Origin of the sequence: Rhodoblastus acidophilus, from assembly GCF_900187365.1 — a bacterium.
GTDB classification, from domain to species: Bacteria; Pseudomonadota; Alphaproteobacteria; order Rhizobiales; family Beijerinckiaceae; genus Rhodoblastus; species Rhodoblastus acidophilus.
Genome location: NZ_FYDG01000001.1, coordinates 435715 through 454568 on the forward strand (window position 1 = coordinate 435715; position 18854 = coordinate 454568).

The following is an 18854-nucleotide window of genomic DNA, read 5'->3' on the forward strand; positions in this document are numbered from 1 at the left end:
GCCTCCCACGCCACGATGCGGCAGCGTGAGCCCAAGCGGTAGTTTAAAAGTTTCAAGCGCCCTTCAGAAAATCTGAATTACTGCGAGGGCGCCCCATCCATCGGAATCACCCCGAAAATCTTGCGCAAAAAACCCGGCGCGATTGCGGACAGCGGATTGACCGACAGCACCGGCGCCCCGGGCCGCCCGGTGACGCGGAAATTGACGCCGATCAGCCCTTCCTTGTCGCCGCCGCCGAGAATCAGGCCGACCACCGGCAATTGCCCGAAAAGATTGTTGACGCCATAGGCCGGGACGAACGTGCCGGAAAAATCCACCGCATCGCGATTGAAATCGGCCGAGCCTTCCAGCGTCGAGCCGATATTGGGCGAGGCGATCACCCCGTCGCGCACTTTCAGAACGCCGTCGCGCTTCTCGATTTCAGCATGCAGCCGGGTAAACGCCACGGTTTCCGGATTGATCCGCATCCGCGCCGTGAGTTGCTCGCCCCCCGGCTGCGAGGCGAAGGCGCGCATGGCCGGTTCGCCGCGCAGCACGAATTTGTCGATATCGACCGGGCCGGCGAACCCGCCATTGGCGACGCGGAAGGCGGCGCGCAGCTTGCCGCCCTCCATATGGCTGTAAAGGTCAAGGAAGGCGAGGAACGCGCCGGCGTCGGTCGTCGTCGCCTTCAACAGAGACGATCCCCCCTCCGCGCGGCCCAGGCTCGCCTCGACGAGATCGCCGCCGATCTTGCCGGAAAAGGTCAGGCCGCGGAGGTTCGCGCCCTTTTTCGACAGGCGCAACGCGGCGTTGGAGATGATCTGGCGGTTGGCGCCGGACATGACCGTGGCCTGCAGATCGAGATCGAGATCACTCGAGTCGGCCCGCTCCGGCCCATTGGCCGCCAGGCTCTTCAGGAAGGGCCGGGCGTCGAGCGATTCGCCCTTGCCGACGATTTTCAGCCCATCGCCGCTCTTGCCGATCTCGACCTGCATCGAATCGCCGGGCGACAGCTTGAGCTGGGTGAATTTCGCGGACTGGAAGCCGCCCTCCGCCCCCAGTTGCGCCGAGCCGCGCGCCACGGCGCCGCCGCCCTCGAAAACGATCTGGTCCAGCGTCGCGCCGCGCTCGTCCTCGCGATAGGCGAAGCTCGCCTTGGCCGGGCGCCCCGCCGGCTTGAACAGGCCGGGAATGGGATAATTCAGGCCGGCCTTGGCGAGATCCATCTCCACCTGCGCCTGCGGATGCGCCGCGCCGACCGCGCCGGTGAGTTTGACCGCCACCGGGCCGGTCAATGTCGCGCCGAGCGGCAGGCCCGCCCTGGTCCGCGCCGCCTCGTCCATCACGAAGCTCACCGTGCCCTGCGCCGGATCGTCGCCGGGGCGGAGCAGATCCAGCGTGGCGGGGACGCCGAACAGCTTTCCGGCGCCCGCGATTTTGGTCGCGCCATTGGCGACGGTGACGCTGAGGGTCGCCTGTTCCAGCCTTTCCTTGCCGACCAGCCGATCCAGCGAGAAATTCTCGACCTTGCAGTTCACATCGAGGACTGGCGCGGGATCGGGCGCCGGCCCCAGCCGCGTGCGCCACGAGAACGTCCCGTCGAACTGGCCCTTGATGGCCTTGGGATCGACCGGCATGCTGGCGACCTTGGCGAAGCCGGGGCGCGCGAGAATGTCGCCGAGCACGTCCACGCCGCCCTTGACCCGCGCGCCGATATTCATCGGCGTCGGCTTCTGGGCGAGGTCCGGCAGGGAGAACTGCCCGTCGGACAGTTCGATCCGGCGGCCCGGCGCCGTCTCCATCGCCCCGCTGGTCGCCGTGAACAGCGTCGAGCGTCCGGTGGTGCGGCCATGGCCGTTCAGCCCGATCACGGCCGGCGCGCCGTCGAGAAAGGTGAAGGCCGCGTCCTTGACGACGTAATCGATCAGGATGCGGTCGCCCATCGGCGCGCGTTGCGCGCGCATCATGCGCAGGTCGATGTCGTCGAGATCGACCGCAAGGCGCAGGCTGTCAAGGGTTCCGGCCTGCAAATGGTCGCCGAGCCAGCCGCGCGCGGCGGCGCCGAGCGCATTGGGCCAGATCGCGAGCAGGCCCGCCGCCGGCATTTTCGCCGCCGACATGCCCAGACGAAGATGCGGGCCTTCGGTCCAGTCCACCACGCCCTGCACCGCCGCCGCCACTTCCGGCCCGCGCAATTCGACGCGGCGAACGTCCAGCTTCTTCGCGGCGGGGTCGAGGCGCATGTCGCCGTGGAACCCGGTCAGCGTCACCGTCTTCTCGCCGGCGCGATCCGGCCCGATCGTCGCCGGTTCGACCTGATCGAACAGGATCGCCCAGCCGTCGCCCTCCCCGGCCGGCGCGGTGAGCGATCCCTTGAGGAACAGCCGCGTCGGCCCGGAAAACACCTGGGCCTGATCGACGACCAGCCGATGCGCCTCCGGCTCCCAATGCAGGGCGGCGAATCCCTCGTCGATGAAGATCGGCGAAAAATCGGGATCGTCATAACGCCAGAAGCCCGCGCTCAGGCCAAGGCGGGCGTGGGCGTCGAGCAGGTGGCCGTCGGCCTGGAACGCCGCCTCGGCCTTGACGCCGAGCGAGATGTCGGAATCGACCGGCAGGCTGGACTTGCCGAGCGCCAGCGCCAGTTCGTCGATGGTGAAGCCGCCGGCCTCCAGCGTCAGCGCATGCGGCTGGTCGCGGGCGCCGCGCGCCTCGCCGCGCAGCCTCCAGCGGCCGTTCGGCCCGTCCGCCGCCACATTGACCTCGGCGGCGCCCTGGCCTTTGAGGCGCTTGCGGTCGAGCGAGAAGGCGAAATTGTCGAAGCCGCGCGTCTGACCGGCGGAGAGATCGATCAGCGCCAGCTTGCCGCGCCGCACGCCGAAATGATCGAGTTGCGCAATGGGACTGTCCTTGCCCGAGGCGAGATCAAACACGCCGTTGATGGCGCGGCCGATCTGCGCCACAATTTTCGCGCGCTGCGCCGGGGCGGGCGAGGCTTCGGACGAGACTTGCGCGGCCGGGTTTTGCGGGGCGGCCGTCTGGGCGGCGTCGGGGACAGGCGCGGAATCATCGGCGCCCAGGCTCAGATCGACGCCGCCATCGGGCAGGATGCGCAATTGCACCAGCAGATCCTCGACATCGACCCGCTTCGGCTCGACCGCGCCGGTGAGCAGCGCCAGCGTCGAGACATGCACATCGGCCTTGGGCGCGGACAAAAGCTTGTGGCCGTCGTCATCGAAAATGGCCAGATCCGTCAGCGCCAAAGCGAGGCCGCGCTCGTCGCGCTCCAACGCCAGGCCGCCGATGGCGAGCTTGCGCCCGGCCCCGACGCGATCCTGCAACGCCGCCACGGCCAGCGGCCGCACCGCCTCCAGATCGACGCGCCCGCCCGCGAACGTATAGACTCCCAGCCCGGCGACGGCGGTCAGCGTGATCAGCAGCAGGGACAGCGCCGCTCCGGCTGCGCGCCAGCGGCGTCGGCGCCGGCGCCGCGCGGGACGCAGACTGATGGAGATGTCCGGCCGTTCCGTCACGTTCCCCCGCTTTTCCGGCATGGCCGGTTCTTCCTCATGCCCCTGGCGATCGGATCCATTCTCGCCGGGACGTTCGCACGTGACGCGCTTCCCTCGGGCTTTGCCTGAAAGGCTGACGAAGCGCGCCGAATCGCACAATATGCGACGGAACGTTTTTCGCGCAGGTCGCCGCCGCTGACAATGGCGCTTCGCCATGCCGAGCAACGCCACAACATTCTGACGAAAGGAAGACCAATGTCCCCGCTTCCGCAGATCGGCGATCCCGCGCCCGATTTCAGCCTGCCGCGCGACGGCGCCGGCGCGCTCGGCCTCAAGGATTTCGGCGGCAAAAAGCTCGTGCTGTATTTCTATCCCAAGGACGACACCACGGGCTGCACCGCCGAGGCCAAGGATTTCAACGCGCTGTTGATGGAGTTCGCGCAGGCCAACGCCTCCGTCGTCGGCGTCTCGCCCGATCCGGTCAAGGCGCACGACAAGTTCCGCGACAAATACGAACTGTCGTTCCCGCTGCTGTCCGACGAGGCCAAATCCATGCTGGAGGCTTATGGCGTCTGGGTGGAGAAAAGCATGTACGGCCGCAAATATATGGGCGTCGAGCGCACCACTTTTCTGATCGACGGCCAGGGCAAGATCGTCAACATCTGGCGCAAGGTGAAGACCACCGGCCATGCCGCGGCGGTGCTGAAAGCCGTTCAGGAGATGTGACGGGCGCCCATTTTCCAAACATTAACCACGATCGCATAGGGTTTCTCAACCATGTCCGGCCTTTGCCCGAGGCCGGGGGAAACGGAACCCCATGCGTCACGCTCCAACCGCGCAAAACCCGGCCGCGCAAAATCCGACCGCGCAAGACCCGCACCTGTTGGCGATCAGCCTCGCCTTCCGCTCGTTCCGCCGCGATCTGCGGCTGGCGCCGCATTGGGTCTATCTGCTGTTCGGGCTGGTTCCCATGCTGGTCGCAGCCTTGCTCGGAACCGGGTTGTATCTGGTGTTTCGCGACGACATGCTGACGGCGCTGATGCGCCGTCAGGCGCAGATGCAATTCGCCTATGAGGACCGCATCGCCGCGCTGCGCGATCAGGTCGATCAGATGGCGACGCGGCAACTGGCCAATCAGGACACCGTCGAGGGCAAGGTGGCCGAACTCGCCATGCGCCAGGCCCGGCTGGAATCGCGTTCGGCGCTGGTGTCGGCGCTGGCGGCGAAGATCGCGCCCGCTCCGGCGGCGTCCGAGGGCGTGAGCGCCATCAACCGCGCGACGCGCGTCCCCCTGCCCGCCGCCGCCTCGGCCTACGCGCCGCTGAAACCCGCCGTCGCCGCCCCGGCGCAAGGCAAGCTGACGCCGGAAGCCGTCGCGCCCGCCAAGCCGGCGCCGGAAGGATTCGACCTGCGCCGCGGCGCGGAAGGCGCGCCGGTTCCCGAGGACGTGTCCGACGCCGCCGATTTTCTCTCGCCGCAGGACCGGCTGCAGGCCCTGGCCGCCAATGTGGACCGCATTGAACACAAGCAGGTTTCGGCGCTGGAGACTCTTCGCGCGCCGGCCGCGGCGCGGGCGGAAAACCTGCGTCTGGCCTTCGCCGAAGCCGGCCTGCCGGTCGAGCGGATGATGCGCCGCGCCAACGCCGACAAGCCCGCCGACGCCGTGGGCGGCCCGTTCGAACCGGCTGGCGGCGCGTTCGAGCGCCTGTTCGGCGAAGTCAACCGCTCCGTCGCGCTGATGGAGGGACTGCGCCGCGCCCTGCCCTATGCGCCGCTGCGCCAGCCGCTGCCCGGCGCGCTCGACGTCACCTCGGTGTTCGGCTACCGCACCGATCCGTTCTTGGGCCGTCCGGCGCTGCATTCGGGGATGGACTTGCGCGCGCCCTATGGCGACGCCGTGCGCGCCACCGCCAGCGGCCGCGTCAGCGTCGCCGAATCGTCGGGCGGCTATGGCAATCTGGTCGAGGTCGATCACGGCGCCGGGCTGGCGACCCGCTACGGCCATTTGTCGGAGATCGACGTGAGCGAGGGGCAATGGGTGGAGGCCGGCGCCGTGATCGGCCGGATCGGCTCGACCGGGCGCTCCACCGGCCCGCATCTGCATTACGAAGTGCGCGTGGATGGGGCCGCCGTGGACCCCACCCGCTATCTCAAGGCCGGGCGGCTGTTGACCGCCGGTCTGTGATTTTCGTCAAGCCGCCGATTTGACGCGCGCGGCTTCGGCCGCCGCGCGGATGGCGGCGATGTTCTTGCCATAGACTTCGGGCGTGTCCACCGAACCGCCCTTGAACACGGCGGAGCCGGCCACCAGCGCGTCGGCGCCGGCGGCGACCACCAGCGGCGCGGTTTCCGGCGTAATGCCGCCGTCGATTTCGATGTGGATCGGGCGGTCGCCGATCATGGCGCGCAATTGCCGCACCTTCTCGACCTGCGAGTGAATAAAACTCTGGCCGCCGAAGCCGGGATTGACGGTCATCACCAGCACGAGGTCGATGCGGTCGAGCACGAATTCAATGGCCGAAGCGGGGGTCGAAGGGTTGAGCGACACGCCGGCCTTCTTGCCGCAGCCGCGGATCAGTTGCAGCGAGCGGTCGAGATGCGGGCCGGCTTCGGCGTGGACGGTGACGATGTCGGCGCCGGCCTTGCAGAAGGCCTCGATATAGGGATCGACCGGAGCGATCATCAAATGGACGTCCATCACGCCCTTGATGTGTTTTCTGATCGCCGCGCAGGTGGCGGGGCCAAACGTGATGTTGGGGACGAAATGGCCGTCCATCACGTCGACATGGACCCAATCGGCGCCCTGCGCCTCGATGGCGCGGCATTCCGCGCCGAAATTAGCGAAGTCGGCGGACAGGATGGATGGCGCGATCTTGATGCTGCGGTCGAAGGACATGGGCGGATTCTCTCAGGAACGATGAAGGCCTCGGCGAGGCTCCTTCTCCCCGCGTGCGGGGAGAAGGCGGGGGATGAGGGGGAGTCGGGGATTGGCTTTAGTCTCGCGCATAGGCGAAAGCCAGCGCCGGAGTCCCCCTCACCCTAACCCTCTCCCCGCTAAAGCAGGGAGAGGGAACTACTCTTACTTCGCGGCGAACGCGAGCTTCTCGCGCCAGCCCGGATAGAGCGCGTCGGCGTCCTGCGGGAAGCTGTGGAACGCGCGGGCGAACTCGATATGGTCCTTGGCGAATTCCACGGGGTCGAGGCCCGACTTCCAGCACTGCTCGGCCTGACGCAGCGAGACCGCGCCCTTGGCGCCGCCGTCGAGATGGCCGAAGGCGCCGCCGCCGGCCGTCATGATCAGGTTGGAATGGCCGAGATTCTTGAAGAAGCCCGGCATGCGCAGCGCATTCATGCCGCCCGAGATGATCGGCGTGGTCGGGTTCAGGCCCAGCCATTCCTGATGGTAGAACGGCCCGTCGGCGCTGTCGTCGGTGAGCATGAAGGCGATGTTGCGGTCGGACGCGTCGCCTTCCATCTTGCCGAAGCCCATCGTGCCCGTGTGGATGCCGGACGCGCCCTGCAAACGGGCCATTTTCGACAGCACGAAGGCGGTGTAGCCGCGCTTGGACGAAGGCGAGGTCACGGCGCCGTGGCCGGCGCGGTGATAGTGCAGGTACTGCTTGGGGAAGGCGCGGCGCGCGGTGGTGACGGCGGCGGGACCGGCGACATAGCCGTCGACCAGGAAGGCGACGTGGTCGGCGTTGGGGCCGAACGTCTCAAGGATATATTCGCCGCGCGCGATCATTTCGTAATGGTCGTCGGCGGTGATGTTGAACGAGAACAGCTTGGCGGCGCCGGTCTTGTCCTGCACCCGCACCATGGCGTCGTTGACGAGGCGCACCATTTCCTTGAACGGCGCGAACACCTGGTTGCCCTGGGGCTCGTCATTCTTGATGAAGTCGCCGCCGAGCCAGAAGTCGTAACACGCCTTGGCGAAAGGCTCGGGACGCAGGCCGAGCTTCGGCTTGATGATGGTGCCGACGATGAAGCCGCCGTCAACAACCGGACGCCCCAGCACGCGCCACATATCCTTGATGCCGGTCGACGGGCCGTCGAACAGTTTCAAATAGGCCGGCGGCACGTAGAAATCGTGCATCTTGCCATATTCGATGTCGCCCATGCCCTGGTTGTTGCCGATGGTCAGGGTCAGGAAGGACGCGATCATGGCGCGGCCGTCGATGATGTTGCGGTCGAACAGCTCGACGGGATAGGCGATCTTCATGATCTCGTTGGCTTCGTCGATCTCGTAAACGAGCGCATCGACGCCGCGGGTGAAATCATCGGTGGTGGAGACTTCGACATTGGTGCCGGTCGAGGATTCCGCGGCGAAATGGGCGGCGGCGGCGAGATAGGGGCCGTGGCCGCGCTTGGGCTTCATCGTATAGGCGCACAGCACATGCTTGCCGCCGGCGATGAGGTCGGCCTCTTTCAGGTTCAGATTGGCGTAACGGGCTGACTGGTCCATCTTTTTCTCCTTAATTCGGAAAAACTGGCTTTATTGAGCGGCGGCTTGCGCCGGAATGACGGGGTCGAGTTTGCCGGCGGCATAGGCCTTGGCCATGTCGGCCATCGGCTTGACCTTGATGTATTGCGCCTGGCCGGCGCAGCCGAAGGCTTCGAAGCGGTCGCGGCACACCTTGCTCATGGCGTCGATGGCGGGCTTGAGGAACTTGCGCGGATCGAACTCCGACTTGTTCTTGGTGGCGACGCGGCGGAATTCGGCGGTCGCGGCGAGGCGCAGGTCGGTGTCGATATTCACTTTTCGCACGCCGAACTTGATGCCGCGAACGATTTCTTCGACCGGCACGCCATAAGTCTCGCGCATCTCGCCGCCGTTCTCGTTGAACAGATTGCGATATTCTTCCGGCACCGAGGACGAGCCGTGCATGACCAAGTGCGTGTTCGGGATTTTCTCGTGAATTTCCCGGATGCGGTCGATGGCGAGGACGTCGCTGGTCGGCTTCTTGGTGAACTTATACGCGCCATGCGACGTGCCGATGGCGACGGCGAGCGCGTCCACCTTGGTGGCCGCGACGAAACGCTGGGCTTCTTCGGGGTCGGTGAGCAGCTTGGAATGGTCGAGCTTGCCCTCAAAACCGTGGCCGTCCTCGGCCTCGCCATGGCCGGTTTCGAGCGAGCCGAGGCAGCCGAGTTCGCCTTCGACCGAGGCGCCGACCATATGGGCGAGGCGGGCGACTTCCGAGGTGATCGCGACATTATAGTCATAGTCGGCGGGCGTCTTGCCGTCTTCCTTCAGCGAGCCGTCCATCATTACGGAGGTGAACCCGTTCTGGATGGCCGACAGGCAGGTGGAGACGCGCTCGCCGTGATCCTGGTGGATGCACAGCGGGATTTCCGGATACATCAGCTCCAGCGCCTCCATCATCTTGGCGAACATGATGTCGCCGGCATAGGCGCGGGCGCCGCGGCTGGCCTGAATGATGACCGGGGCCTGCGTGGCGCGGGCGGCCTCCATGATGGCGAGGGCCTGCTCCATATTGTTGACGTTGAAAGCGGGGACGCCATAGGACCGCTCGGCGGCGGCGTCGAGAAGCTGGCGAAGGGTGATGCGGGCCATGGGGTCTCCTGTCGTGGGGACGAGCGTCCCCGTGGCGCGAAACGGAGTCGCGCTCGAATTTTCAAAATTTGACGGGCGTGGCTCCTTCTCCCCGCATGCGGGGAGAAGGCGGGGGATGAGGGCGACTCTGGCGTTAGCTTCAATCCCGGCGCTTCCCAAAGGCGGAAGCTAATGCCGGAGTCCCCCTCACCCTAACCCTCTCCCCGTAAACGGGGAGAGGGGACTTGCCGTGTCAGGCGATCAGGGCGTTGGCCGCTTCCGCGACCTTTTCCGCCGTGATGCCGAAGTGCTTGTAGAGTTCCGGCGCCGGCGCCGAAGCGCCGAAACCGGTCATGCCGACGAAGGCGGAATTGTCGCCGAGCCAGCGATCCCAGCCGAAGCGCAGCGCGGCCTCGACGCCAACACGCGGCGCCGAACCCAACACCTGCTTGCGGTAGTCGGCGCTCTGCGCCTCGAACAGCTCCCAGCAGGGCATCGAGACGACCGCCGCCTTCTTGCCCTGGGCCGCCAGCAGATCGGCGGCGGCCACCGCCAGCTCCACTTCGGAGCCGGTGGCGAGCAGCGTCACGTCGCGGCCGCCTTCCGGTTCGCGCAGCACGTAAGCGCCCTTGGCGGTGAGGTTTTCGCTCGGGGTCGTGCGCAGCGGCTGCAGCGCCTGACGGGTCAGGGCCATGGCCGAGGGGGTCTTTTCGTGATCCAGCGCGATGGCCCAGGCTTCCGCCGTCTCCACCGCATCCGCCGGGCGGAAGACGAGGAGGTTCGGGATGGCGCGCAGCGCGGCCACCGTCTCCACCGGCTGGTGGGTCGGGCCGTCCTCGCCAAGGCCGATGGAATCATGGGTGAGCACGTAGATCACCCGCACGCCCATCAGCGCGGACAGACGAATGGAGCCGCGCATATAGTCGGAGAACACCAGGAAGGTGCCGCCATAGGGGATGAAGCCGCCGTGCAGCGCCACGCCGTTCATGGCGGCGGCCATGGCGTGCTCGCGGATGCCGTAGTGCATGTAGCGGCCGCCGAACGAACCGGGCTTGACCGATTCCATGCCCTTGGTGATCGTCAGGTTGGAATGGGTCAGGTCGGCCGAGCCGCCGAGCGTCAGTTCGGTCGCGGCGTTGATGGCGCCGAGGGCCACTTCCGAGGCCTTGCGGGTCGCCAGCTTGGGCTTTTCGGCGACATGCTTGGCGATCAGCGCCTTCAACGCCGCCTGCGCCTCCGGAACCTTGCCGGACATATGCTTGTCGAACAGGTCGGCCTTGTCGGAGGCGTTGTGGCGCTTGGCCCATTCGGCGCGGGCGGAGGCGCCCTTCTGCGCGACCTTGCGCCATTCGGTGAGGATCGGCTCCGGCACGACGAAGGGTTCGTAGGGCCAGCCGAGCGCGACGCGGGCGCCGGTGATCTCGTCCGGGCCGAGCGCCTCGCCATGCGCCTTGGAGGTGCCGGCGCGGGTCGGGGCGCCGAAGCCGATCACCGTCTTGCAGGCGATCAGCCAGGGCTTGTCGCTGTGCTGGCGGGCCTTTTCGATGGCGGCGGTCAGTTCGGATTCGTCGTGGCCGTCGACGCGGATCGTGTTCCAGCCGGCGGCTTCAAAGCGCTTGAGCTGGTCCATCGAGGTCGAGATGCTGGTGGCGCCGTCGATGGAGATGGAATTGTCGTCCCACAGCACGATCAGCTTGCCGAGCTTCAGATGGCCGGCGAGGTCGATGGCCTCGTGGGAAATGCCTTCCTGCAAACAGCCGTCGCCGGCGATGACATAGGTGTAGTGATCGACGAGATCATTGCCGAAACGGGCGTTGAGCAGACGCTCGGCCAAGGCCATGCCGACCGCGGTGGAAATGCCCTGCCCCAGCGGTCCCGTGGTGGTCTCGATGCCCTTGGCGTGGCCATATTCGGGATGTCCGGCCGTGCGGGCGCCGAGCTGGCGGAAGTTCTTGAGCTGCTCGATCGGCATGTCGTCATAGCCCAGCAGGTAATGCAGGGCGTAGATCAGCATGGAGCCGTGGCCGGCGGAGAGCACGAAGCGGTCGCGGTCGGGCCAGGCCGGATCGGCCGGGTCGATCCGCATGAATTTGGTGAACAGCACCGCGGCGGCGTCGGCCATGCCCATGGGCATGCCGGGATGGCCGGATTTGGCCTTTTCCACGCCATCCATCGCCAGGGCGCGGATGGCGTTGGCCAGATCCTTGAAGGGAACGGCTTTCGCCTTGTCGGCGGTCAGGGCCTCGGTCATGGAATACGTCCTTTCAATCCGTCTCTTCACTTGCCGTCGCTTCACTTGGCTCTACGGCCGCGTTCGACCAGCCGGGTGATCAACGGAGTTAGAATGAGTTGCATCGCCAGATCAAGCTTGTCGGCGGGAATGACGATGGAATTCGCCCGGCTCATCCAGGAATCGTGGATCATGGCGGTGAGGTAGGGGAAGTCGATTCCGCGCGGGTTGCGGAAGCGGATCACCACCAGGGACTCGCCGGCGGTCGGGATCCACCGGGCGATGAACGGGTTGGAGGTGTCCACCACCGGGACGCGCTGGAAATTGATGTCGGTCTGGGTGAATTGCGGGCAGATGACATGCACATAGGCGTGCATGCGGCGCAGGATGGTGTCGGTGACCGCTTCCGTCGTATAGCCGCGATGGGCGCGGTCGCGGTGGATCTTCTGGATCCATTCGAGGTTGATGACGGGAACCACGCCGATCTTGAGGTCCGACTGTCCGGCGATATCGACGCCGTCCTGCTTCACGGCGCCGTGCAGGCCCTCGTAAAACAACAGGTCGGAGCCCTCGCCAACCTCGCGCCAGTCGGTGAAATGGCCCGGCGGCACGCCATGCAGCTCGGATTCGGCGTTATCGTGCACATAGGTGCGCGACTTGCACACGCCGGTCTCGCCATAGGTGCGGAACGTGCCCTCCAGCTCCTTGAGCAGATTGGCGTCCATCGAGAAATGGCTGAAGGTGGCGTCGCCCGCCTCCTTGCGCTTGGCCATTTCGGCCTTCATGTCGGCGCGGTTGTAGCGGTGGAAGGCGTCGCCCTCGATGGACGCCGTGATATAGTCCTCGCGGCGGAAGATCTGGTCGAACGTGTGCTTGACGGTCGAGGTGCCCGCGCCCGAGGAGCCGACGACGGAAATGATGGGATGCTGGATCGACATGGGATGATTCCGATTTCAGGCGTGGAACAGGCCGCGCTGGCCGAACAGGGGGGACGGCGTGCGCTCGAAATGCACGTCGGTGTAATAGGAGTTGATGCGGTTGACCTTTTCAGCCGAACCGAAAATCAGCGGCGTGCGCTGGTGCAGGGTGGAGGCCTGCTTGTCGAGGATGCGGTTGAAGCCGTCGATGGCGCCGCCGCCCGCCTGCTCCACCACGAAGGCGATCGGATTGGCCTCGTAGAGCAGGCGCAGGCGGCCCTGCTCGTAGCCCTTGCGCTCGTCGGCCGGATAGAGAAAGACGCCGCCGCGCACGAAGATGCGGTGGGTTTCCGCGACCAGCGAGGCCACCCAGCGCATGTTGAAATCCTTGCCATGCGGCCCCTGCGCGCCGGCGACGCAATCGTCGACGAAGGTGCGGATCGGCGGAATCCAGTGGCGGTAGTTCGACGCGTTGATGGCGTATTCCCGGGTGCTCGGCGCGATCTTCACGCCGTCGGCGACCAGCTTGAACACCTTGTCGGCCGGATCGAGCACGAAATGCGCGACGCCCGCGCCCAGGGTGAACACCAGCGCGACATGCGGGCCATAGACGATATAGCCGCCGGCGAGCTGTTCGCGGCCCGGCCGGAAAAAACTCTCGGTCGCGCCGCCGGCCGAGGCGGGAAACACCGAAAAGATGGTGCCGACCGAAATATTGGCGTCGATGTTGGAGGAGCCGTCGAGCGGATCGACCGCGACAGCCAGCGCGCCGCCGGCGTTGAGGGTGAGGATCGCCTCCTCTTCCTCGGAGGCGTAATAGGCGACGTCGGCGGATTTGAGCGCCGTCACGATTTTCTGGTCGGCGAGCACGTCGAGCGCGCGCTGCTTGTCGCCGTCGGCGTTGGCGACGCCGATCTCGGCGCCGAGGCTGCCCTGGAGCGGGCCGCGCAAAATGGCTTCGGCGATGGCCGCGCCGGCTTCGGCCAGCACGCCGACGCATTTGGCGACGGCGGCGCGTTCGGCGGCGTCCGGGGCGCTGGCGGCCCAGGCGGTCAAATAGGCAATGAGGCTTTCGCCTCCGGCGTGTGCGGCCGGCGCTTGGATCGCGGTCATGGGTGCTTCCCGTCCGGCTGGCGCCGGTCCTTTCCTGTTCGCCTCGCCCTTGCGGGCGGCTGGAGGCCGTTCTCTTTAGGCGACGAGAATACATAACGTCGGTGAGGGGGGAAAATAAATTTTAAAAAATGGAAATCGGATTTAGATTATCTAAAACACCCCCTGATTGAGGGACAAAAATGCCCGATTTTCGCGGATTGACCCGCCGGCAATTGCGCGCCTTCGCCGCCACGGTCGAGCGCGGCTCGGTCAGCGGGGCCGCCATCACCATGGGCGTGACCCCGCCCGCCATCTCGACCCAATTGAAACTGCTGGAAGAAATGGTGGGCGCGCCGCTGTTCCACCGCGACGGCCCCCATCCCTTCGCCCCCACCGAAATCGGCGCGGAGCTGCTGGGCCTCGCCCAGGACTTCGAGCGGCTCGCGGCGCGGGCCGGCGAACGGGTGGACGCGCTGATCGCCGGCGCCACGGGATCGGTGGCGTTCGGCGTGGTCTCCACCGGCAAATATCTCGCGCCCTATTTCGTCGCCGCCTTCAACCGCGCCTTCCCCGACATTCGCGTGACGCTGGAAATCGGCAACCGCGAGGAAATCATCGCGGGGCTGGAGCGCGACGAATATGACGTGGCGATGATGGGCCGCCCGCCCGCGCATATAAGGGTTGAGACCGCCACGCTCGGCGATCACCCGCATGTGCTGATCGCGCCGCCGGGCCACCGGCTACAGGGCGACAACCAGATTCTCGCCGAAGATCTGGTTGAGGAGCGTTTTCTGGCGCGCGAGCCCGGCTCGGGCACGCGCATCCTGATGGAGCGCTTTCTGGCGCGGCTGGGCGGCGGACGGCCGTTCAACGTGGTCGAAATGGGGACGAACGAGACCATCAAGCAATCGGTGATGGCGGGGCTGGGCGTCGCCATCATCTCGGCCCACACCTGCCGGATGGAGCTGAAGGACGGCCATCTGATCTCGCTGCCGGTGACCGGCCTGCCGCTGGTGCGGCAATGGTTCCTGCTGACCCGCGTCGACCCCGCCCCGAGCCGCGCGGCCCTCAAATTTCGCGATTTCTTCATCGCCAAGCGCGCGGCGCTGTGGCCCAAGGTTTGACGCCGGAGACCGCCGCGCGCGAGGCGAAAGGGTCAGCGATACCAGCAGCCGCGGTGATGGTGATGGCGGTAGCAGCGGCGGTGGTGCGGATAGAGGAAGCCGGGTCCGACGCAGGAGCGATACCAATGATAGCCGGTCGGCCCCATGCGGTAGCACCCGGCGAAGGCGGCGTCGCTGGTCAGACAGGCGCCAAACAAAGTCGCGGCGATCAAGGCGAGTTTGGCAGTTCTCATGGTCAATCTCCATTTTTTGCAAAGTCGCGCCGTAGCTGCGACGAAATGCAAACCGCCAAGCCAGGAGAAAGTTGCGCGGCCAGGGCGGCTTGAATTCGACTCTTACGACGCCCTTCCGCGCGCCTGACCCGTCAACAGTTCGACGAAGGCGCGCGCGGGCGGCGAGAGTTTTTTGGCGGCGAGATGCGCCAGATACCATTGCCGCTGGATCGGAAAGCCCTGCACGTCGAGTTCGCGCAGTTGCCCCGAAGCCGCGTCGAGCGCCAGCACATGCCGCGATAAAGCGGTGACGCCGAGGCCCGCCGCCACCACCTGCTTGATGGTTTCGTCCGACCCCAGGCTCATCCGCACCGACGGGGTGACGCCATGGCGGGCGAAATAGCGTTCGATCGCCTGGCGCGTGCCGGACCCGGCCTCGCGCAGGATAAACGGCTCCTGCGCCAGCCGGCGCGGCGCGATTGCGGTTTCGCCGCACAGCGGATGGTTGGCCGGCGCGATCACGACGAGGGGGTTTTCCGCCACCGGCAGGGCGACCACGTCCAGCTCCTCGGGGACCTGCCCCATGATGTAGAGGTCGTCGAGATTGTCGCGCATGCGTTGCAGAATCTGGTCGCGATTGACCACCTCCAGCACGAATTCGATGTTGGGATAGGCGCGGCAGAAATCGCCGATCATCCGCGTGGCGAAATAGCGCGCCGTGGTGATCATGGCGACGCGCAAGGCCCCGCGCGTCAGCCCCTGCTGTTCCGCGATCTCCATGCCGAGCAGATCGAGCCGCTCGATCATGTCGCGGGCCGCCGCCGCCACGGTCCGGCCCGCCTCGGTGAGAAACAGTTTTTTGCCAACCTGCTCGTGCAGGGCGGCGCCGAAACTCTCCGACAATTGTTTGATCTGGATGGAGAAAGCGGACGGGGTCATATGCAGCTCCTCCGCCGCCCGCGTCATGTTCATGCTGCGCGCCAGCGCGGCGAACAGGCGGAGTTGGTGGAGCGTGATCCGTCGCAGCATCGTTTGACTCTAGTATCACGTAACATTGAAAACAATGAACTTAAACAAAATGATTTCGATGCGTAACTTGCGGGCCAAGCAGAACCAACTTCGTTAACGGGAGCGCAGCCATGGAGAGCAAGAGCACAGAAATCAAGGGCAAGGAACGTTACAAGGCCGGCGTGCTGAAGTACGCGCAAATGGGCTATTGGAACGGCGAATACGAGCCCAAGCCCACCGACATCATCGCCCTGTTCCGCATCACCCCGCAGGACGGCGTCGATCCCATCGAGGCGGCGGCGGCTGTGGCCGGCGAATCCTCCACCGCGACCTGGACCGTGGTGTGGACCGACCGCCTCACCGCCTGCGATTCCTACCGCGCCAAGGCGTACCGCGTCGATCCCGTGCCCGGCCAGCCCGGCCAGTATTTCGTTTATGTCGCTTATGACTACATCCTGTTCGAGGAAGGCTCGATCGCCAACCTCACGGCGTCCATCATCGGCAATGTGTTCTCGTTCAAGCCGCTCAAGGCCGCGCGCCTCGAGGACATGTATTTCCCGCCGGCCTATGTGAAGACGTTCAAGGGACCGCCGACCGGCGTCGTGGTCGAGCGCGAGCGTCTCGACAAGTTCGGCCGCCCCCTGCTCGGCGCCACCACCAAGCCGAAACTGGGGCTGTCCGGCAAGAACTACGGCCGCGTCGTCTATGAGGGCCTCAAGGGCGGCCTCGACTTCATGAAGGACGACGAGAACATCAATTCGCAGCCGTTCATGCACTGGCGCGACCGTTTTCTCTATTGCATGGAGGCGGTCAATAAGGCCACGGCCGAAACCGGCGAAATCAAGGGCCATTATCTCAACGTCACCGCCGGCACGATGGAGGAAATGTACCGCCGCGCCGAACTGGCCAAGCAGCTCGGCTCGGTGATCGTGATGATCGACCTGGTCATCGGCTACACCGCCATCCAGTCGATGTCGGAATGGTGCCGCCAGAACGACATGATCCTGCATCTGCACCGCGCCGGACACGGCACCTACACGCGGCAGAAGAACCATGGCGTGTCGTTCCGCGTCATCGCGAAATGGATGCGACTCGCCGGCGTCGATCACATTCACGCGGGCACCGCCGTCGGCAAGCTCGAAGGCGACCCGAAAACCGTGCAGGGCTATTACAACGTCTGCCGCGAGTCGTTCACGCGCATGGATCTGGAGCGCGGCGTGTTCTTCGACCAGGACTGGTGCGACATTCGCAAGGTGATGCCGGTGGCCTCCGGCGGCATCCACGCCGGCCAGATGCACCAGCTTTTGGACCTGTTCCATGACGATGTGGTGCTGCAATTCGGCGGCGGCACCATCGGGCATCCGATGGGGATTCAGGCGGGCGCCACCGCCAACCGCGTCGCGCTGGAGGCCATGGTGCTCGCCCGCAACGAGGGCCGCGACATCGCCAACGAAGGCCCGGAAATTTTACGCGCGGCGGCGAAGTGGTGCAAACCCTTGGAGGCCGCGCTGGATACCTGGGGCAACATCACCTTCAACTACGCCTCGACGGATACGTCGGACTTCGTGCCGACCCCGGCGGTCGCGGCGGAGTAGCGCCGTCACTCACCACGGATTTGTCCCCTCTCCCCGCATGCGGGGAGAGGGTTAGGGTGAGGGGGACTCCGGCGCTGGCTTCAATCTGCGACAAGCGCCGAGGCTTACGCCCGCCTCCCCCTCACCCCCACCCTCTCCCCGTAAACGGGGAGAGGGAGAAGATTTCGCCCTTTCCCGAAAATTCGGAGTCACCCCATGCGCATCACCCAGGGCTGTTTCTCTTTCCTGCCCGATCTCGACGACGAACAAATCCGCGCGCAGGTCGAATATTGCCTGCGCAACGACTGGGCCATCGGCATCGAATACACCGACGATCCCCATCCCCGGAACACGTACTGGAACATGTGGGGCAATCCCATGTTCGACTTAAAAGACGCCGCCGGCGTGATGATGGAGCTGGACGCCTGCCGCAAGGCCAATCCCGACGACTACATCAAGCTGATCGCCTTCGATTCCACCCGCGGCTTCGAGACCGTGCGCACCGCCTTCCTGGTGCAGCGTCCGAAGGTCGAGCCGCGTTTCTCCATGACCCGCACCGACGTGCGGGGACGTTCGATGACCTACACGCTCTCCACCGTGCAGCCTTAAGAAATCCCTCCCCGGGACAGGGCCGGTCCGGCAAGGCGCGAGCGCCCAAAAGCGCTCGCCCCGAGACGGCCGGTCCTTTTTTTCATCAAGGAGACGCCCATGTCCGAAGCCGCCGTCCTCCCGGCCGAAACACCCGAAAAGATCAATCTCGCCGAGGATTTTGAAACCTCCGGCGTCGCCGCGATTTTACGCGAACTTGACGAGGAATTGATCGGCCTCGCGCCGGTCAAGCAGCGCATCCGCGAAACCGCCGCGCTGCTGCTGGTGGACCGCGCCCGCAAGAAGCTGGGGCTGGCCCATGACACCCCGACGCTTCACATGAGTTTTACCGGCAATCCCGGCGTCGGCAAGACCACGGTGGCGCTGAAGATGGCCGGGCTGCTGCACCGGCTCGGCTATATCCGCAAGGGACATCTGGTTTCGGTGACGCGCGACGATCTCGTCGGCCAGTATATCGGCCACACCGCGCCAAAAACCCGCGAAGTGCTGAAAAAAGCCATGGGCGGCGTGCTGTTCATCGACGAGGCTTATTATCTCTACAAGCCCGACAATGAACGCGACTACGGCCAGGAAGCCATCGAAATCCTGTTGCAGGTGATGGAGAACCATCGCGACGATCTCGTGGTGATCCTCGCCGGCTACGCCGACCGGATGGACCAGTTCTTCGCCTCAAATCCGGGCTTCCGCTCGCGCATCGCCCACCATATCGAATTTCCCGACTATACCGACGCCGAACTGCTGCGGATCGCCGAGTCCATGTTGAAGCACAACGAATACAGCTTCGATCCGGGCGGTCAGGAGGCGATGCGGGCCTATATCGCGGCGCGGCGCGCGCTGCCGCATTTCGCCAACGCCCGCTCGATCCGCAACGCGCTCGACCGGGCGCGGCTGCGGCAGGCCAACCGCCTGTTCGAAGCCGGCGCGCCGGTCGACGCCCAGGCGCTCTCGACGCTGACGCGCGCCGACATCGAGGCCAGCCGCGTGTTCGCCGGCGGGCTGGCGCATGAGCGTCAGGCCGGCTGATCTTCAACGCCTCC

The 18854-nt window shown here is 65.8% G+C and carries 15 protein-coding genes; 6 read left to right on the plus strand and 9 right to left on the minus strand.

Features of this window, described 5'->3' with window-relative positions; translation table 11 throughout:
- Positions 1-77 precede the first annotated feature (77 nt).
- Positions 78-3536 (minus strand): YhdP family protein, encoded by a 3459-nt coding sequence (locus CFB24_RS01805; protein WP_111390721.1) that lies wholly within the window; start codon positions 3534-3536, stop codon positions 78-80.
- 213 nt (positions 3537-3749) lie between these two features.
- On the opposite strand from CFB24_RS01805, the gene CFB24_RS01810 reads away from it, so the two are divergent.
- Together CFB24_RS01810 and CFB24_RS23890 are read left to right on the plus strand one after the other, a co-directional pair.
- Positions 3750-4220, plus strand: a complete 471-nt coding sequence (locus tag CFB24_RS01810) for a peroxiredoxin (RefSeq protein ID WP_088518853.1) — start codon at positions 3750-3752, stop codon at positions 4218-4220.
- A gap of 91 nt (positions 4221-4311) precedes the next feature.
- Entirely contained in the window at positions 4312-5679 is a 1368-nt protein-coding gene (locus CFB24_RS23890; protein ID WP_088518854.1) for a M23 family metallopeptidase, read from the plus strand.
- Between the two features lie 6 nt (positions 5680-5685).
- Here CFB24_RS23890 and rpe read toward each other — a convergent pair whose 3' ends face one another.
- The 6 genes from rpe to CFB24_RS01845 all read right to left on the minus strand — a co-directional run bounded on the left by rpe (position 5686) and on the right by CFB24_RS01845 (position 13311).
- The gene (gene rpe / locus CFB24_RS01820) at positions 5686-6390 is read right to left on the minus strand and encodes a ribulose-phosphate 3-epimerase (RefSeq protein WP_088518855.1); all 705 of its coding nucleotides are present in this window, start codon (positions 6388-6390) and stop codon (positions 5686-5688) included.
- Positions 6391-6573: 183 nt separating this feature from the next.
- Positions 6574-7959: a ribulose-bisphosphate carboxylase gene (locus tag CFB24_RS01825; protein WP_088518856.1), complete on the minus strand. Its 1386-nt coding sequence runs from the start codon at positions 7957-7959 to the stop codon at positions 6574-6576.
- A gap of 30 nt (positions 7960-7989) precedes the next feature.
- A complete protein-coding gene (gene fba, locus CFB24_RS01830) occupies positions 7990-9072 on the minus strand; it encodes a class II fructose-bisphosphate aldolase (protein WP_088518857.1) in 1083 nt (360 codons plus the stop codon).
- A gap of 232 nt (positions 9073-9304) precedes the next feature.
- Positions 9305-11302 (minus strand): transketolase, encoded by a 1998-nt coding sequence (gene tkt / locus CFB24_RS01835; RefSeq protein ID WP_088518858.1) that lies wholly within the window; start codon positions 11300-11302, stop codon positions 9305-9307.
- 41 nt (positions 11303-11343) lie between these two features.
- A complete protein-coding gene (locus CFB24_RS01840; protein WP_088518859.1) occupies positions 11344-12219 on the minus strand; it encodes a phosphoribulokinase in 876 nt (291 codons plus the stop codon).
- 15 nt (positions 12220-12234) lie between these two features.
- Positions 12235-13311, minus strand: coding sequence for a class 1 fructose-bisphosphatase (locus CFB24_RS01845; RefSeq protein WP_088518860.1), 1077 nt, complete (start codon positions 13309-13311; stop codon positions 12235-12237).
- Between the two features lie 179 nt (positions 13312-13490).
- Between CFB24_RS01845 and CFB24_RS01850 the strand changes: the two genes are divergently transcribed.
- The gene (locus tag CFB24_RS01850; RefSeq protein WP_088518861.1) at positions 13491-14414 is read left to right on the plus strand and encodes a LysR family transcriptional regulator; all 924 of its coding nucleotides are present in this window, start codon (positions 13491-13493) and stop codon (positions 14412-14414) included.
- Positions 14415-14446: 32 nt separating this feature from the next.
- On the opposite strand, the gene CFB24_RS01855 is transcribed toward CFB24_RS01850, so the two are convergent.
- On the minus strand, positions 14447-14647 hold the full coding sequence (locus tag CFB24_RS01855) for a hypothetical protein (protein WP_088518862.1): 201 nt from the start codon (positions 14645-14647) through the stop codon (positions 14447-14449).
- 102 nt (positions 14648-14749) lie between these two features.
- The gene (locus CFB24_RS01860; RefSeq protein WP_088518863.1) at positions 14750-15655 is read right to left on the minus strand and encodes a LysR family transcriptional regulator; all 906 of its coding nucleotides are present in this window, start codon (positions 15653-15655) and stop codon (positions 14750-14752) included.
- A gap of 110 nt (positions 15656-15765) precedes the next feature.
- Between CFB24_RS01860 and CFB24_RS01865 the strand changes: the two genes are divergently transcribed.
- The 3 genes from CFB24_RS01865 (at position 15766) to cbbX (ending at position 18840) form a co-directional block, all read left to right on the plus strand.
- Complete coding sequence (locus tag CFB24_RS01865) at positions 15766-17229, plus strand: form I ribulose bisphosphate carboxylase large subunit (RefSeq protein ID WP_088518864.1); 1464 nt, start codon at positions 15766-15768, stop codon at positions 17227-17229.
- Between the two features lie 195 nt (positions 17230-17424).
- Positions 17425-17817: a ribulose bisphosphate carboxylase small subunit gene (locus CFB24_RS01870; RefSeq protein WP_088518865.1), complete on the plus strand. Its 393-nt coding sequence runs from the start codon at positions 17425-17427 to the stop codon at positions 17815-17817.
- Positions 17818-17916: 99 nt separating this feature from the next.
- Positions 17917-18840, plus strand: a complete 924-nt coding sequence (gene cbbX / locus CFB24_RS01875) for a CbbX protein (RefSeq protein WP_088518866.1) — start codon at positions 17917-17919, stop codon at positions 18838-18840.
- The last annotated feature ends 14 nt before the right edge of the window (positions 18841-18854 follow it).